The sequence below is a fragment of the Pseudoalteromonas sp. CNAT2-18.1 genome (assembly GCF_022347865.1).
Taxonomy (GTDB): domain Bacteria; phylum Pseudomonadota; class Gammaproteobacteria; order Enterobacterales; family Alteromonadaceae; genus Pseudoalteromonas; species Pseudoalteromonas ruthenica.
On the sequence record NZ_JAKRFR010000001.1, the window covers coordinates 392,999 to 409,379 of the forward strand.

Annotated in this window: 11 protein-coding genes; 7 read left to right on the forward strand and 4 right to left on the reverse strand. The window is 44.8% G+C overall.

Going from position 1 to position 16,381, the window contains the following annotated elements; translation table 11 throughout:
* The first annotated feature begins 105 nt into the window (after positions 1-105).
* From MHM94_RS01725 to MHM94_RS01750, 6 genes are all read left to right on the forward strand, one after another.
* Entirely contained in the window at positions 106-9,453 is a 9,348-nt protein-coding gene (locus MHM94_RS01725; RefSeq protein WP_235418532.1) for a SpvB/TcaC N-terminal domain-containing protein, read from the forward strand.
* Complete coding sequence (locus tag MHM94_RS01730; RefSeq protein ID WP_235418534.1) at positions 9,453-9,986, forward strand: hypothetical protein; 534 nt, start codon at positions 9,453-9,455, stop codon at positions 9,984-9,986. The genes MHM94_RS01725 and MHM94_RS01730 overlap by 1 nt, the downstream gene beginning before the upstream one ends.
* 228 nt (positions 9,987-10,214) lie before the next feature.
* A complete protein-coding gene (locus MHM94_RS01735) occupies positions 10,215-10,454 on the forward strand; it encodes a transposase (RefSeq protein WP_328282657.1) in 240 nt (79 codons plus the stop codon).
* Between the two features lie 113 nt (positions 10,455-10,567).
* Complete coding sequence (locus MHM94_RS01740; protein ID WP_328282658.1) at positions 10,568-10,813, forward strand: transposase; 246 nt, start codon at positions 10,568-10,570, stop codon at positions 10,811-10,813.
* Positions 10,807-10,968 (forward strand): hypothetical protein, encoded by a 162-nt coding sequence (locus tag MHM94_RS01745; RefSeq protein ID WP_235418536.1) that lies wholly within the window; start codon positions 10,807-10,809, stop codon positions 10,966-10,968. The genes MHM94_RS01740 and MHM94_RS01745 overlap by 7 nt, the downstream gene beginning before the upstream one ends.
* 544 nt (positions 10,969-11,512) lie before the next feature.
* A complete protein-coding gene (locus MHM94_RS01750) occupies positions 11,513-12,235 on the forward strand; it encodes a transposase (RefSeq protein ID WP_235418538.1) in 723 nt (240 codons plus the stop codon).
* A gap of 97 nt (positions 12,236-12,332) precedes the next feature.
* Here the strand turns inward: MHM94_RS01750 and MHM94_RS01755 are convergent, their stop codons facing one another.
* Both MHM94_RS01755 and MHM94_RS01760 read right to left on the reverse strand, forming a co-directional pair.
* On the reverse strand, positions 12,333-12,902 hold the full coding sequence (locus tag MHM94_RS01755; RefSeq protein WP_235418540.1) for an NAD(P)H-dependent oxidoreductase: 570 nt from the start codon (positions 12,900-12,902) through the stop codon (positions 12,333-12,335).
* Between the two features lie 63 nt (positions 12,903-12,965).
* Positions 12,966-13,325, reverse strand: coding sequence for a MerR family transcriptional regulator (locus tag MHM94_RS01760; RefSeq protein ID WP_235418542.1), 360 nt, complete (start codon positions 13,323-13,325; stop codon positions 12,966-12,968).
* Positions 13,326-13,536: 211 nt separating this feature from the next.
* Between MHM94_RS01760 and MHM94_RS01765 the strand changes: the two genes are divergently transcribed.
* Positions 13,537-14,793: a diguanylate cyclase gene (locus tag MHM94_RS01765; RefSeq protein ID WP_235418797.1), complete on the forward strand. Its 1,257-nt coding sequence runs from the start codon at positions 13,537-13,539 to the stop codon at positions 14,791-14,793.
* Positions 14,794-14,906: 113 nt separating this feature from the next.
* Here the strand turns inward: MHM94_RS01765 and MHM94_RS01770 are convergent, their stop codons facing one another.
* Both MHM94_RS01770 and MHM94_RS01775 read right to left on the reverse strand, forming a co-directional pair.
* Positions 14,907-15,626: a spondin domain-containing protein gene (locus tag MHM94_RS01770; protein WP_235418544.1), complete on the reverse strand. Its 720-nt coding sequence runs from the start codon at positions 15,624-15,626 to the stop codon at positions 14,907-14,909.
* A gap of 9 nt (positions 15,627-15,635) precedes the next feature.
* Entirely contained in the window at positions 15,636-16,340 is a 705-nt protein-coding gene (locus tag MHM94_RS01775) for a spondin domain-containing protein (protein ID WP_053909561.1), read from the reverse strand.
* Positions 16,341-16,381 lie beyond the last annotated feature (41 nt).

Here is a 16,381-nt window from a genome sequence, read left to right on the forward strand (position 1 = left end):
ATGCTTAATAAAAACCACGAGCGACTTATTATTTCTTGTTGAATGTATGAACTGCTCGCGGTTTAAAAGGGTGGCATAAACAACTATTCTGAAATGGACTTCTACATGAAACTAGTTTTCCCTAAATCTGGCTTTTTAGCCGGAGTACTTCTATTGCTAATCAGTGTTGGCGCAATAGCATCCCCATCTATTACTACAGCGGGCTACTATCCTCGAGTAGTAGAGCTCGGACAAACTCAACAACTACGGTTACGTTGGCAAAATGCGCATAAATGCTATAACGATAAGTATGGCGTTGTGTACCACCAAGCGAGTACAGGGAAAAACACCAATGGAGAGTTTATTTGGGATTCTCCAGCGAGAAATAAAGTAGAGTCCAAAAGTTTCAATATCATTTGCGAAGACACTCAGGGTAACAAAGTTTCTCGTTATGTTTCTATGCAAGTTATTAACCCTAAACCAGTTATCGTATCTGCGTATTACTCTCCAAGCCGAGTCTCTGTTGGGCAACGACAAAGCCTCATAATACAATATAAGAATGCATCTAAGTGTTATAACACTAAATATGGCGTGACTTACTACAATGGTGCGCAAAGAGATGGAACTTATCGATGGACTTCGCCAGTTCGTGATAAAGAGCTGACGTATAACTTTGCCATATACTGTGAGAACAGCTCAGGACAAAGAGTTTCAAAATCCGTTAGCGCTCAAGTGTATAATGCCGCACCAAGAGTGAGTGCAGGTGCAGACATTCATGTAATGAGCGGCCCTCAAGTGATTAACTTAAGAGGCAGTGCGAGCGATCCAACTGCCAATGGCGGAATTAAAAGCTATTCTTGGAGTCAAGATTCAGGTTCGACGATTCTCAACTGGCGTAATAAACGTACCGCCGCCAGTAACTTCGACTTACCAGCTCAAAATCACGGAGATCAGCGTCTAAAACTAAGCCTTAGGGCGTATGACTTACATAATAAAGCTGGCTTAGACTCTGTATATGTTTATGTGAATGGCCGCTCGTCGATTAACATAGCCAGCCCCGCTGCCGGCAAACTCCCCTATTCAAAACCGATTAATGTTCATTTGAATAACTTTTCAGACATCAGTGACGGCTTGAAGCAACTGAAAATCAATGTGCAGAAAAAGCAAGGGAGTAGTTGGTCGACAGTATTCCAACAAAACTTTGCACCCAGCACCTCAAACAGCGGAAAGTTTTCATTTTCAGCTCAGCAAAAAAACTTATTGCCTGGTACTCAATATCGATTGGTTGCATATGCAATTGATGACGGTGGTTCATCAGGCGTTGGTAAACCTAGTTTTCACAATTTCACCATTAATCACAAGCCTGAATTAATATTGAACAAAGCCAGTATTAATTTAGTTAATACACGACAGTTAGTGTTAAACGAAGACATTGTAAGTATTTCAGACGCCGACGTTCAGAGTCATAGCTGGCGTATAAATGAAGACCATCGCTTCAGTGTGCAAGGAAATACCCTCAGGTTTAATGAAGGAGTGAGTGGTGCCATTCCTGTGTCGCTATCTGTATACGACGGCATTGAACAAAGTACGGCAAAAACCCTTACAGTCAATCTAAGTGTCGTTGATGCTCCTGCCATACTAGAACATAAGTTTGTGAGTGAGTCAGGAGCTGTTAATCAGGCTGTTGTTGGTGAAAGACAAACGCTGACATTCGTATGGCGAGGTGCTGAGCAATGCATCGCTGAATTCAGCTATGATGACGGTAGAACAGGGTCTGTTACCTACAGCAAGCATGATGAACGTACTATCCATCAGAGTGATGGCAGCTACTTATTTAGTTGGCAAAGTCCTGTTCGAGAATCTGAATTTACAATGGAGCAAACAATTAGTTGCTCCAATGATGCAGGCACTAAAACGAGCTCACTAGTTAATAAGGTCATACCTAGGGCGCCACAAATTTTGCAGCACAGATTTGTAAGCGCTTCAGGCTCAACAAATGCTGCATTTATTGGTGAGAACCAAGTATTTTATCTAGCTTGGACAGGCAGCGAATCTTGTACTTCGAACTATACATATAGCCATGGCGAGAGCGGAACCGTAACTTACAGCGCAAGTGATGAGCGCACCATTGTTAGGAGCGACGGCAGTTATCTATTCACATGGACATCTCCAGTTAGGGAGGCTGCTTATTCAATGGAGCAGACTATAAACTGTGAGAATTCGGGGGGCAGTGACTCCAGCTCTCTTGTCAATGTTATTACTCCACCACCGCCACAGATCCTTCAGCATGAGTATATATCTGAATCAGAGGCGATAAATACAGCGCGTATCGGTGAAAAACAATGGCTTTACTTTGCTTGGAAAAATGCCAGTTCTTGTACCTCCACCTTTGAGTATGATGATGGTGTATCTGGCTCTGTTACCTATAGCAGAGAGGATGAGCATACCACCGTACAAAATGATGGCAGTTATTTATACAAGTGGCTCAGTCCAGTAAGAGACAAAGCATATATAATGACCCAGACTATCACCTGTACGAATAATGAAGGCTCTGCTAATAGCACTTTGACGAACACAGTGGATGGTGTTGTAGCGCCACCTAAACTAGCCCCTCAGTCAGGAGAAGTGCCATTTGGTGAGAGCATTCGTATTACCCATGGTCTTCCTTCGGTGAATATAAGCTTTGCGCAAATAGCGGCAGACACATTATGTGATAGCACCGCTGACTGGCAGCCATACACCAGCCCAATTGCTATAACTGAAAGCACCACACTTTGCGCGAAAGCAAGCTTAGATGGCGTTGGTGAAAGTGACGTCATCAGCGCTGATTTTAGCATTCAAGACGATAGCAACTTTTCAGCCTTATTAGGCGACCCCGACGATCAACCATTTTCTGATGTCCAAGAAATCACCGCTGAGGCAGTGGGTACTATTGCGGGTCAAGCAGCTGTGAATGGCGGTGCTGCAAGCTACACGATACCCATTAAATTGCCACCAGGGCGAGCAGGAATGCAACCGAACGTTTCTTTGAAATACTCTTCTCGCAGTGGTAATGGCATCGCAGGGGTTGGCTGGGGCTTATCAGCTGGCTCAAGTATTACCCGGTGCGCGGCAACAGTGGCCCAAGATGGAATTAACCATACGCCCAATTACACAGCGAATGATAAGTTATGCCTAGATGGCCAGCGACTTGTAATTGTTTCGGGGAACTATGGAAACTCAGGTGCAATTTACAAAACTGAGCTAGATACCTTTGTCAGGGTCAAACAAACAGGATCTCTTACAGATGAAGCATCCTTTGTTGCAGAATATAAAAGTGGCCGCACAGCCTATTTTGGACAGGAAACAAGCTCTAAAGTAATTCACGCAAACAAATCTTCAGCTTATTCGTGGCTTATCTCATATGAGCACGACGCCACTGAAAATAACTATATCCACTATGAGTATTCATCGTATGGGCAAGGAGAGCAGCTTCTCAATACTATTTACTACACAGGTACGGGAGCTGAAGAGCTCGGTGACCGTAAAGTTGTATTTGAGTATGAAAGTGCTGCAAACCTTTATAAACGCTATATAGCGGGTGGGTACTACTTTTCAACAAAAAGACTGAAGAGTATCAGTACTGAATATGGCGATGCTCAAGTTAGTTCATGGAGCTTATCCTACTCAGCGAGTTTAGGGACATCGCGAAGCTTATTAGATTCAATAGAGTATTGTAGCCATATCAGTGGAACAGAAAAATGTCTTCCAAGTACTGAATTTGATTGGAGCAGTAAGCCTGCTGTTTATAAACCAGAACTTTTGGCCACGTCTGATGGGACAGAGATTTTTGGGCAAGGCCACTTCCCTGAGGGGTTTGCGGAAGTGACTGCGTTTGGGGATGCCGATGGAAATGGCTCAAGAGATTGGCCGCGCTATTTTACCAATGCAGAGTTTGACCAAGTAGGTGTTAACCCATTACGGGGAACCGATTGCCACTTCAGCAGTATGTTGCTATCCACTACGTGTTTGCAAGGCGATTTTAATAACGATGGTAGGACCGACCGCTGGAGTAAAGAAAATAATATTTTGCGAATAGGCTATGTATCGGGTGACGACACTATATCCCTAAATTGGCAAGATACAGGTGTAGAGCTTGGCCATTATACTAGCGCTAATCGTAGTGAAGGTGACACATTGCTGAGTGCAGCAGATTATAATGGCGACGGGTGGGTCGACATTACTGTGCTGAGGCGTATTAGTGAAGAAAAAAGAACGCTCACTGTATATAAACATACTCAAAACTTGCAGAACCCATACACAGAGAATGAATCTCACGAGCTCGATAGCGCTATATTCAACGGATATAGTATTGAGCCTGTCGGAGATATGAACGGTGATGGCATTCCAGACTTTCTCAAAAAGAAAACCAGAAGTGTTTATATGGACAGTGCTTCATCTGAGCTCTTACTTACTAGCACGGCTGCAAATGGCGCAATTCAATTGCAATCTTATGATGTGTTATTCGGTGCTGATATCAATGGACAGTCGTCAGCCTATGGGTACTGGGTTGATGTAAATGCCGATGGTCTGCCTGACTGGTTAGGTTGGGTAGACGGTAAAGTGGGCGCAAACCTTACAGTTAAGCTAAACCAGGGAAATGGAACCTTTACTGAAGCGCAAGATATCGGTGTGTCTGTGCCTGTGCGGCGAATACCGCTTCATAATTCAGGTGATAGATTAAGTGAAGGGGTACTCAGGCCTAAATTCTCTGATGCATTTCGTATTATGGATATCGATGGTGATGGTCGTAGCGAAGTTATTATGCCTAATAATATACTTGTCGAAGGCTGTATCATTTTAGTAGGGCGCCGCCAAGTAGCTCAACGCCACGGAAGATATACTGTGTGCGGAGACTCTGTTTATGAACCATACATCTCGGAAGAAGGCTCTAATAAATTCGAGGCAGTAGAGGCGAAGTTTGATTACAGCCTCTATCAATATCAGGCCTTAAAGTTTTCACAAGATGCAACCGGCTCAGTGAGTGCCCACTTTGTCGATACAGACCTAGTTGGCACACCCAGCTACTCCAGTGTGATGGATGCAACAGGCAACGGTTTACCTGATTTGGTATACAAATACGGCTGCAGACATTACGCATCAGGTGAGTACGAAAATCACAAGTTTTTCTGCTATATGAAAGGTGTTAATGGAGAGAGAATAGAGGGCCCGGAGCTGGTCGATAAAAACCTTATTACCTATAGTTATCCTAGTGGTACAGCAGGGGGGAGCAGCGCTGTTGCTGATCACCAAGTTAGAAAAGTGTACTTTAACCGCAATTACGGTGCGACCGAACAAGCTAGCATAGAAAAATCAGATTATCACCCTCATGACCTTTTGCTATCGGTCACAAATGGCCTTGATAAAAAAGAGCAATGGCACTATCGGCCTCTAAGCTCAGACGTTGTAGATGGATTATATAACAACCCAAAACACAATGAATTAAATGACACTGAGCACTTTTACTTTAGCTCTAGCATGTATGTCGTTCATAAGTTTACTCAAAGCGATGGTATAGGTGGAAATCAGCACTACACCTATCAATACCGAGATGCAATGTTTAATAACCAAGGCCGAGGCTTTATGGGCTTCAAAAGTGTTATTGAAAAAGACCTAGATCGAGGCTTAGTTACACAAACAGACTTTAAACAAGTGTTCCCACTGCAAGGAAAGCCTTACCGTCAGGCCACATTCTTGGAGAATGACTACATGGCTGGCAGTTTAGGTGGAAAGTCTGACCATACAAATGCGATTAGCTACACTCAATTTGAATGGCTCGTAAACACGGATAACGGTAATCATGTTTTCCTAGCGAATAAAGAGACTATCACCCGAGATATCACCCAGGATGCAACTAAATTAGGCAGTGTGGTTGAGTCCATCGCAAGTATTGATGCCTACGGCAACGTGCTTGAAAGCAAAAAAACATCAAAAGATGAAACCGGCGTAGTGACTGTTACCACAACCCGCGCCTATACCCCGAATACAGATACTTGGTGGCTAAATAAGCTCGATACCTTGAAGGTTGAAACCAGCGAAATAAGCGAACGTGCGGTGACGGACCCTTACATCTCATTGAGTGATGAGCAAAAAAAAGAGCTCGATACAAAAACCACCCTGACGACTAATTATTCTGAATATGATGATAATAGCCGTAAACCGAAAAAAATTACCGTCAGCGGGTCGTCTGGAACAGGAAGTAGCACCAACATTGTTTACAACTCCTATGGCTTACCAACAAGTAAAACAGTATCCGCGAACGTATTAGCGGAGGGAACGTGGTCATCGTCGCAGCGGGTGGTTGAAAGTATCACCTATACCAAAGATGGAACCACAGAGGCGGATGATGGTTACTTCCCGCTTAAAATAACGAATGCGAAGCAGCATGAGCTGTATAAGCACACCGACCCAGCGACCGGTTTTGTTACTAAAACCAAAGTGCAACTAGGTGACAATGTATACCAAGAGACAATAAATACATTAGATGGCTATCAGCGTCCGTATAGCAGTAAAACCAGCGGTCAGCCGAAGGTTTACACCGTGGTCACTGGGCCCGATACAACCCACGCGCCCGAGAATGCAGTTGTGCAAATAACTACCCTCTCAGCGGGCAAGCCAACACAAAAAGTTTATCAAGATAAATTGGGCCGCACGCTGCGGGTCGCAACCCAAGGTTTCAACTCTGACGATTGGGTATTTACCGACACACAGTACGATGCGTTAGGGCGAAAAGTCTTTGAATCTCAACCTTATTACAATGGCCATTCCAAGTATGGTGTTTCTTACTCGGAGTTTGACGCCTTAGGTAGGCCAAAGAGTAAAGTTACACAGCGAAGCTGCGGAGGCATGACAACGAGCTATGCATACGCAGGGTTAACAACAGACATCAAGGTGAAAGATGAGTGTAACAGCAAACTGATTACGATGTCTCGCACCTATAACACCCGCGACCAGCTCATTGAAACCAAAGACACTGAAGATGGGATAACTCGCTACGCATATAATGGGCAAGGCCTACCCATTGTTATTCAAGATGCTAAAAACAATCACATTACAGCAAAATATAACGCTTTTGGACGTAAGACCGACGTTGATGACCCCAATCAGGGTAAGAGCACATTTGCTTATAATGGCTTTGGTGAGCTCCAAAAGGAAACACATAGCACCGACACAAGTATTATCTATACAGTCGATAAGCTAGGACGAGTAATCCAGCGCTCGGCAACAGGCGAGGACACGTTAACCTACACTTATGACACAGCTGATAATGGTGTTGGGCAGTTGCACAAAGAAGTGGGTAATGGTGTAAACCGTACCTATGAATATGATGTTTATGGTCGCCCCACAGGAACACTAATCAACGGCAATAATCGTTCTTATCGCATCACAACGTTCTATGATGGGAACTATGGTCGCGCGAAGGGGCTGCGTTACCCCAATGGCTTGACCTTAGAGTACCTTTACACTGATGCAGGCTATTTAGAAACGATTCAAAATGCGGCGAGCCATTACATCTTTAAGAAAATTACAGGGCAAGATGCCTTTGCCAACGTCACCGAAGCCACTTTAGGAAATGAGTTGACCGAAATCACCTCATACAGCGCTGTAGACGGCGCGATGACAAGTAAGCAAATAGCTGATGGCAACAACAACCTAATGTTTCTTAACTATGAACAGTACGATGGTTTTGGCAACATACGCAAAATGGATGTTACCACAGGGGCCGTGGGTGAACAGCATACCTTCACAGAAACCTATACCTACGATGACCTTCATCGCCTTAAAACGAATCAGGTTAACGGTATAAAAATCGGCTCTTACACCTACGATGCCATTGGCAATTTACTCAGCAAGAGCGACTACTCTAACGAGTATGACTACGCAAGTGAGGGGAGTGGAGGCCCGAACGCCGTTAAGCGAGTACAACGCAATGGTAAGTGGGTCAGCTTTAGTTACGATAAGCGGGGCAACATGCTCACCGGTGATGGGCTGAGCAGCGCAACCTACAATGCCATGGATAAACCAACTACGCTGGTCAAAAATGGGATCACCAGTCAGTTCGTTTATGGCCCCAACCATATGCGGTTCAAACATACCACCAATGGCCGAACAACATACTATGCAGACAAGCTGTATGAAGAAGAAGTTCAAGCAGAGGAGACCACTTGGCGTGCATACATAGATAATGTCGCCATAGTGAGTCAAACTAATGAGCAAGCAGTACAAATTAGGTACACGCACACCGACCGTCTTGGCAGCAGTCGATTATTCACAAATCATAATGGTGATGTACTTGCAACGCGTAATTACGATCCATTCGGTAAACCGCGTTTAGCCAATGGTAACTCAAAGCCCTCGGCCCGCTTAGGCGATATTGTAGATACCACCACATACCGAGGCTTTACCGACCATGAACACCTTGATGAACACCAACTTATTCATATGAACGGTCGGGTGTACGATTATAACCTAGGTCGGTTTATGTCGGTTGATCCGGTTATTCAGAGTCCAGGTAACTCACAGAGCATCAATCCGTATTCATATATTATGAATAACCCGTTGGCGGGGACAGATCCGAGTGGTTACAATAGCCTCTGCCTAAAAGGAGAGTCGAGAGTGGGATGTGGCGGTGTTGGTGGGCTGTCAAAAGGAGAGATAAATAGAAGTCACCAGTTTAGTGGTGGACTCAATGAGGCTATGAGCGAGCTTGGATTTTCAGGTAATCCCGCTACAACGTTTATTGAAAACAGTAACGGGGCATTTCAGGCGCAGCAAAAAGGTCATGTAGCAATCACCGATATTAATGCTGAGGGGCAGAAAGGAAAAGCGGATGGGGGACATAGTGGTGGTGGGGGTTGTGGTGGTATATTTGCTGCTTCGGCTGCTGTATGTGCCGTTTTACCACCTCCCCCTGTTGCGGGTATGGCTGACGTAACTGGTCAGGGAAAGCGTAATAGACAAATGGCAGACAGTTTAACAAAGCTGTTAAATGATTCTTTTGAACAAAAGAAGTTAGTTGTCAAAGTGGTTCAAATGGCCCTTTTGGAGTTAAGAAGGCCAAATACAGAAGCATTAAAAAAGACCTTGGCAAAAGCAGGTATGGAAAAGCCGGAGGGTAATTGGGATGCACATCATATTGTATTTTGGGGGCATTCACATGCCGATTCTAAGTTGGCAAGAGATCTGCTGGAAGAATTCGAAATAGATATCAATAGTGCAGATAATCTAGTATGGCTACCTCGAACAGTAAATGACAAAATTCAACTAGGTGTAACTCATATAGCTCATCATGGGGATGGAGTTCATACACATAGAGCTATATCATCAGTTTATCAGAGGTTAAATATGGGCGTAGATTCAAATCATGCTAGGGCAATATTAAGAAGTATTCGAAACGACCTAGAAAGAGGGCATAAATTTTGGGAAACGCCTTAATGAAACTTTACAAATTTGAATTTGATGAAAAATATCAATTCTTAACAGTTGGAAATAAAAAAGAAGATATTTCTTTTATGAGAAGGCAGTTATCAAATGGACAACCTGTCGTGTCTAATATGGTTCTGGAATTGAAAACTAGTGATAGTCACGTTAGTGAAAACGGACTATCTGATTTTATCGGCTTCTATTCATATGGCCTGCTTATGAAAAGTCATGTTTATAAAGCACTTAATGAGGTTTTAAAGCCCTTTGGGGAATTTTTAGAAATGACCTTTAATTCGCAAATTTACTATTATTTTAATACGACTGTTGTACAGGATGTAGTTGATTATAGTAACTCTGAGTTCGAGGAATTTGAAGGTTATGTTACAGGCATTAATCGTTTGTGCTTCAATAAAGTACAAAGGAATTCACCATGTATTTTTAAGCTGAAAGGTCTGGAAAACCAACCTCCAGTTTTGACTGAAGACTTTGTGAATTTAGTTCTTCAAAATAAGTTTACTGGTTTGAATTTTGTACATATAAATTAATTTGTATTTAGTTAATAAAAATACAAAAGTGATGGGTTCAGCTCTTGCATTATGCAAGCCCTCATAGTCTACAATCATGTATTTTAAATAGCCTCGTTTTCACGGGGCTATTTTATGTGATCAAGGGGTCTGATCAAGGGGTCGGTCTGATCAAGGGGTCAGAGTTGTTGAAATTGCTGAATTGCGCTAAGTCCTTAGTGCAATTGGCTATTTCAAGGAGGAAAGGCCATGGCGCGTCGGCCGAGATTAAACTTACCCCATATTCCGCAACATGTTGTTCAGCGTGGAAATAACCGTCAGGCCACCTTCTTTACGGAACAGGATTACACCGTATACCTGGACAAGGTGAAAGATTACAGTCGTCGCTTTGACGTCTCTGTTCACGCTTTTGTGTTGATGACTAATCACGTTCATTTATTGATGACACAGCGATCGATGACACAGCGATCAAGGGGTCAGAGTTGTTGAATCGAATCAAGGGGTTAATCGAATCAAGGGGTCAATCAAGGGGTCAGAGTTGTTGAAATTGCTGAGTTGCGCTAGGTTTTTAGTGCAATTGGCTATTTCAGGGAGGAAAGGCCATGGCGCGTCGGCCGAGATTAAACTTACCCCATATTCCGCAACATGTTGTTCAGCGTGGAAATAACCGTCAGGCCACCTTCTTTACGGAACAGGATTACACCGTATACCTGGACAAGTTGAAAGATTACAGTCGTCGCTTTGACGTCTCTGTTCAGGCTTTTGTGTTGATGACTAATCATCACGTTCATTTATTGATGACACCTACTACAGCAACGGGCGTCCGATCAAGGGGTCAGAGTTGTTGAAATTGAAATTGCAAGCTTCCTTTAATGATGAGCAACTAGGCAACATTGCTGGCTTTTTCAAAGATGAAGATTATGGAGGTGCCTACGGCTATATTCTTGGAGAAATTCAGGGACTAGATGGTGTTGTCACTGATGTTACCAAGTATTGGTTTTAGAAGGCGATTGAAATAAACCTCAACCAAGATACACCAGCCAACACTTGGATAAGGGCTTTTACCACTAAAGGGTTAGCCATAGATGGTATTACTGCCACCCCGGAAATGGCAGAATCGAATCAAGGGGTCGAATCAAGGGGTCAGAGTTGTTGAAATTTGTATTAATCGTTACAAAAAGCTGTTGGTGAATTGAATAAGGTGGAGAAATAAATGTTATTTATTCTTCAGGTGGTCTCATTTTTGGGATTTATATATTTTAAGCTTTTTGCGAGTACAAAAAACGGACCTGCGACTTGGCTGTTTTATATAGCTTCAGTCATTTTTGGCGTCTTTTCGATGAATGTTTATATGGAGAACGAAGAAAAGTTTTACCTTGGGGGAATCTCACTGTTTATCTTCGCAATTACAATTTATTTGATGTCTATGAAAATAAATAAAAAATAGAATCATGGGCCCTCCTAGATCGATAAGGGGTCAGAGTTGTTGAAATTGCTGAGTTGCGCTAAGTTTTTAGTGCAATTGGCTATTTCAGGGAGGAAAGGCCATGGCGCGTCGGCCGAGATTAAACTTACCCCATATTCCGCAACATGTTGTTCAGCGTGGAAATAACCGTCAAGTCACCTTCTATACGGAACAGGATTACACCGTATACCTGGACAAGTTGAAAGATTACAGTCGTCGCTTTGACGTCTCTGTTCACGCTTTTGTGTTGATGACCAATCACGTTCATTTATTGATGACACCTACTACAGCAACGGGCGTCAGCCAACTGATGCAATCGTTAGGACGTTACTATGTCCGCTACGTGAACAATACTTATAAGCGGACAGGAACACTTTGGGAAGGACGTTTTAAGTCGTCATTGGTTGATAGTGACCAATATTTGCTTTTGGTCAGTCGGTATATTGAACTGAACCCGGTGCGAGCGAACATGGTTGTTCATCCGTCTGAATACCCTTGGTCCAGTTATCGCCATAATGCTTTGGACAAGCAAATAGAGCTGATTAAGGAGCATCCTGTCTATCAGGCTCTAGGTAAAGACAAATCAGCTCGAAAGCAGGCGTACCAAGCCTTGTTTAAATCGCAGATGCCGGATTATTCCGTCGCGCAGATTCGAGATGCCCTGCAAAGAACCTGGGTACTGGGGGATGAGCGTTTTAAGAAACAGATTGAGCAGCAGCTGGGGCATACCATTGAGGTAAAAACGCATGGCGGAGACAGGAAGTCGGCATCATTTAACGCTCGGGATAAAAATCAACAACTCTGACCCTTTGAAACAAACAACTCTGACCCTTTGAAACAGAAACGAAACAAAAGCGTAAACCTGACCCTAGCACTGGAGAAACTGCTCGAGTCAGTACAAGCTATTTCGCTGCTCGACCTAATTGCTTTATTTCATTTACCCAAGCAGACTTCTCGGGTTCAGAGGCCGCTACAACTGAGCCAAATAAACTCACTGCGCTGGGCTGAAAGCCACTGAACTGTAAGGTGAATATATCGAGTTGTGCAATAACCGATGCGGCTTGGTCTTGCAGGCTCTGCGGCGGTGCATCCATGGTTAAGACGAGGCGAGAGGTTTTGTCGGTGAGTAGAGGCACGGGTGTATAGCTTTGGTACTTAAATGCGAACCCGGGCAGGAAACTTCTATCAAACAGGCCTTTGAATTTTGCCGGAAGGCTGCCCCACCAAATAGGCGAAACGATCACAACATGATCTGCCCAGGCAATTTGTTGCTGAAATACCTGTAAATCAGGTTCTAAAGGTTGTTCATCATCATAGCCACAATCCAAGCTAGGATTGAACTGCAATGCCGACAGGTTAACTCTTTGAGTATTATTTTGCTCCCTCGCTTCACATTCATAGGTATCTGCTAAGTGTTGGCAAAAGCTTGAGCGTTTTGGGTTAGCGTTAATGATTAGGATATTTTTTGTCATCGGGTTTACTTCCGTAAGGTGAAAACTCGATGACTATCTTAAGCTCTGCCCCTAGGGGCAGAGTCAAGCGTGCTGAATATGGGGGCATGAATCGAGGGTGGATATACAGCGCTCTACAGCGTCTATACGCTTTAAAATATCGGATTGCTGAGAGAGTAATTTGTTTTTAATTTCCGCTAAAAACCCGTGCACCCGTGACCAATCAAGCGCGCCGTTGTTGTAGATAAGCGCGTCTTTTAATTCTGCCAAGGTCGCGCTTAAGGCTTTTGCCTCCACAATCAATAACAACACTTCTACATGAGACTTGTTATACACCCTGTAGCGTCCTTGCCTTGGTGGTGCGGTTATTAACCCTCGGGCTTCATACAAACGGATGGCTTTAACGGATAACCCGGTCCTTTTGGCAACTTCACCTATATACATGATGGTCCTTGTTTTCTTTTATACTTTATAGAAGTTAGGTTTGCGGTTCTAGGCAAACCTAAGCATGCAGGGCAGGTATCTTTTTAAGCCCTCTGTACGTCTTTTCTAAATAACAATATTTTTGCTTTAGATTCAAATGCAAAGATTGCTTTTAGCGCCAGTAGGGCTAACAATTGAGTTATCGATTGAGCACCAGTTGGAGCGCCGGATAGTGCTACGAAAAATCCTTATCGTAGAAGACACCCCTACTATCGCCCGGGTGCAAAAGCACATTTGTTTGCAAGCGGGCTATGAGGTTGATATCGCTGACTCTAAAGCGAAAGCCGAGGCGCTGATTGCAAAAAACAATTACTTTTGCGCTATTGTCGATTTTATATTGCCCGATGCGCCGCAGGGGGAGGCCATACCTTGTAGTACAAAGGCGAAAATTCCTACCATAGTGATGACCGGCAGCTTAGAGAGCAAAACCCGAGAAATTGTAGACCGCCATCCCATCATTGATTACATCACCAAAGAAAACAAGCAGGCCTATCAGTATCTAAAGCGTCAGCTCGAGCGCTTGCCGCGCAATGAGAAGATAAAGATATTGGTGGTGGATGACTCAGCGACATCCCGAAACTATGTAAGTGGTCTGCTCAAGCGCCATAAATACCAGGTGCTGGAAGCGCGAGACGGCTTAGAAGCTTTGGCTATGCTTGAGCGATATAACGATATTTCCGTAATCGTAACCGACAGTGAAATGCCGAAAATGCGAGGTGAGGAGCTGTGCATCGAGATCCGTCGTATTTACACTGAAGAGGATATCGCCATTATCGGTATTTCTGGGGTGGAGTCGGCACATTTATCGGCGCGATTTTTAAAAAATGGCGCCAACGATTATCTGCGTAAACCTTTTAACCCGGAAGAGTTTTACTGTCGAGTAAGACAAAACGTAGAAATGCTCGAGCAAATTCGAACCATCCGTCGCCAAGCAAACTCGGATTACTTAACCGAACTGCCGAATCGGCGTTATTTTTTTAGCCAAGTGAACAAATCTCTTAAGGCGGCTGCGCAGCAACAGCAACCAAGTATGATTGCCATGTTAGATGTTGACCATTTTAAAGCGGTGAACGATCGCTACGGCCATGATGGTGGCGATGAGGTGCTCAAGGCATTGAGTAAGGCATTATGTGAGCATTTTGATTATGAGCAAGTCGCACGTATGGGCGGTGAGGAATTTGCGGTGTATTTTGCCGCTGAAGACCCACAGCACTGTTTGCAAAAACTGGAGGCTTTTCGCCGCTTTGTGCACACTCAAGGTGCGGCATTAACGCCGCAGAGCATTGCATTTACTGTCTCTGTCGGGGCTGCCTACGGCATCAGCGATAATATTGAAGCGTTGATAAAAGCCGCCGACGTGCAGCTTTATCATGCTAAAGACTCTGGCAGAAATACAGTTGCCTATGCCCCGCTTAACACTGACTCGTAAGTACCAAGGTCACATAGCAGGTATTCAGTGCCGTTGCAGTTTGGCGTAAAAAGCTGTGAATTCACACCCAGCGGTTGTGTCTCGTGGGTGTGACGCCTAGATATGAATGTGATTCACTCGGTGCGCGTGATCACCACTTTGATCACCGGGTTGTCAAAGCGATGTTGAGCACCCAAAGCCGATTGCGCTAAGCCATCATCGGCACTTACCACGCCAGGGTGCAAAGCCACAAAGTTAGTGTCGTCTCTTATTGCGTTGAATCCTTCACCCATACCGGCAGGACCTGGGATAAACTGCGCAAGTTCAGAGTTGGCCTCGGTGCCAGCATCATACCCATGGCCATAGAGCGATATGCTTTGCCCAGCAGCCAGCGGCGTTAAATCGACGGCGTTAACACCCGTAAACGCATCATTGGTATTGACCAACATGGTTGCTAAGGTCAACTTACTATCAGCAACATCCTCTACTGATAGGGTAAATTCATCGGTATGACCAGGGCTGATAGGGGCTTCTCCACCATAGTGTGCAATCACCTCTGTATTTGCTAGCAGCGCCGAGTTATCGCCCCCTTCAGCAAGTGCTTCGAGAGCAGCTGAAGCCGGCTCACCAATACGCCAAAATTGACCTTGCTGATGCAGTACGCCAGCGACAGGGCTCAATGGTTGTGCTTGCGTTAAATTGGTCAGTGTCACCTGATAACGATATTGCACCGGCTCTGGCGTGTCCACGGCTGCTCCCGTGGGTTTTGTGTTATCAGAGCCGCAGGCACTTAAACCAAGCACCACAAGAGCACTTAAACCCAGTGCTCGAGGGAAATGTGTTTGCGAAAGCATGCTCACCCCCTACTGCACAGTAATTGTTAGTTTAGCGACAGGGTTCAACCATCGCTGGACGCTGTTATTGATGTCGCTTTTTCCCGCTGATGCACTGTCATCGCCAAGGTTACCTGGGTGAATGTGCACCAACGTATTGCTCAATTCGTTGGTGACGCCGCTGCCCCCATTGCCAATAAGCTCCTCTAAAGGCGGTGGAACCGGCATACCAGGCACACCTGGGGCACCGCCGCCGCGTATTTCATCGTTGGCTTCAGTGCCGGCATCATAGGCGTTAAGGTATACATGGTAAGTTCCGGGTTCGCTCGGTACAGGCCAATTGCTAAGGCCAACAAAACCATCGTTGGTGGGTAGCATCATCGCCACCAGCGATAAATAGGTATTACTTTCACTGGTGGTGAGGGTGCCTTCGCCACTGTGTCCAGGCGCAAGCAAACCTTGCGCGGGGTTGGCAAGCACATCACCGCCAGCGACTTCTACTTGGTTAACAAGACCGTCGATGGCACCGCCTTCGGCCATGGCTTGTAATTCACTGGAGGCGGCGGTGGCAACGCGAAACAATTCACTGTTGCTATCGTGGGCAGCCACCAGCAGGGGCGTGAAATACATACCTTGGGTTAGGTTTTGCACTCGCACATCAAGTTCAGCAGCGCCCGCAGTGTGGCAAAGTGTGAGTGCAAGAGCGCTCAGGGTCATTTTTGGCAACGATTTCATCTCGAATCCTCTGTTATTCACATGCCGATCACAGCGCGTTT

Excerpts from the sequence above, each read along its gene's own strand:
- MHM94_RS01725 (WP_235418532.1), top strand. The coding sequence starts at position 106 with ATGAAACTAGTTTTCCCTAAATCTGGCTTTTTAGCCGGAGTACTTCTA.
- MHM94_RS01730 (WP_235418534.1), top strand. The coding sequence starts at position 9,453 with ATGAAACTTTACAAATTTGAATTTGATGAAAAATATCAATTCTTAACA.
- MHM94_RS01735 (WP_328282657.1), top strand. The coding sequence starts at position 10,215 with ATGGCGCGTCGGCCGAGATTAAACTTACCCCATATTCCGCAACATGTT.
- MHM94_RS01740 (WP_328282658.1), top strand. The coding sequence starts at position 10,568 with ATGGCGCGTCGGCCGAGATTAAACTTACCCCATATTCCGCAACATGTT.
- MHM94_RS01750 (WP_235418538.1), top strand. The coding sequence starts at position 11,513 with ATGGCGCGTCGGCCGAGATTAAACTTACCCCATATTCCGCAACATGTT.
- MHM94_RS01755 (WP_235418540.1), bottom strand. The coding sequence starts at position 12,902 with ATGACAAAAAATATCCTAATCATTAACGCTAACCCAAAACGCTCAAGC.
- MHM94_RS01760 (WP_235418542.1), bottom strand. The coding sequence starts at position 13,325 with ATGTATATAGGTGAAGTTGCCAAAAGGACCGGGTTATCCGTTAAAGCC.
- MHM94_RS01770 (WP_235418544.1), bottom strand. The coding sequence starts at position 15,626 with ATGCTTTCGCAAACACATTTCCCTCGAGCACTGGGTTTAAGTGCTCTT.
- MHM94_RS01775 (WP_053909561.1), bottom strand. The coding sequence starts at position 16,340 with ATGAAATCGTTGCCAAAAATGACCCTGAGCGCTCTTGCACTCACACTT.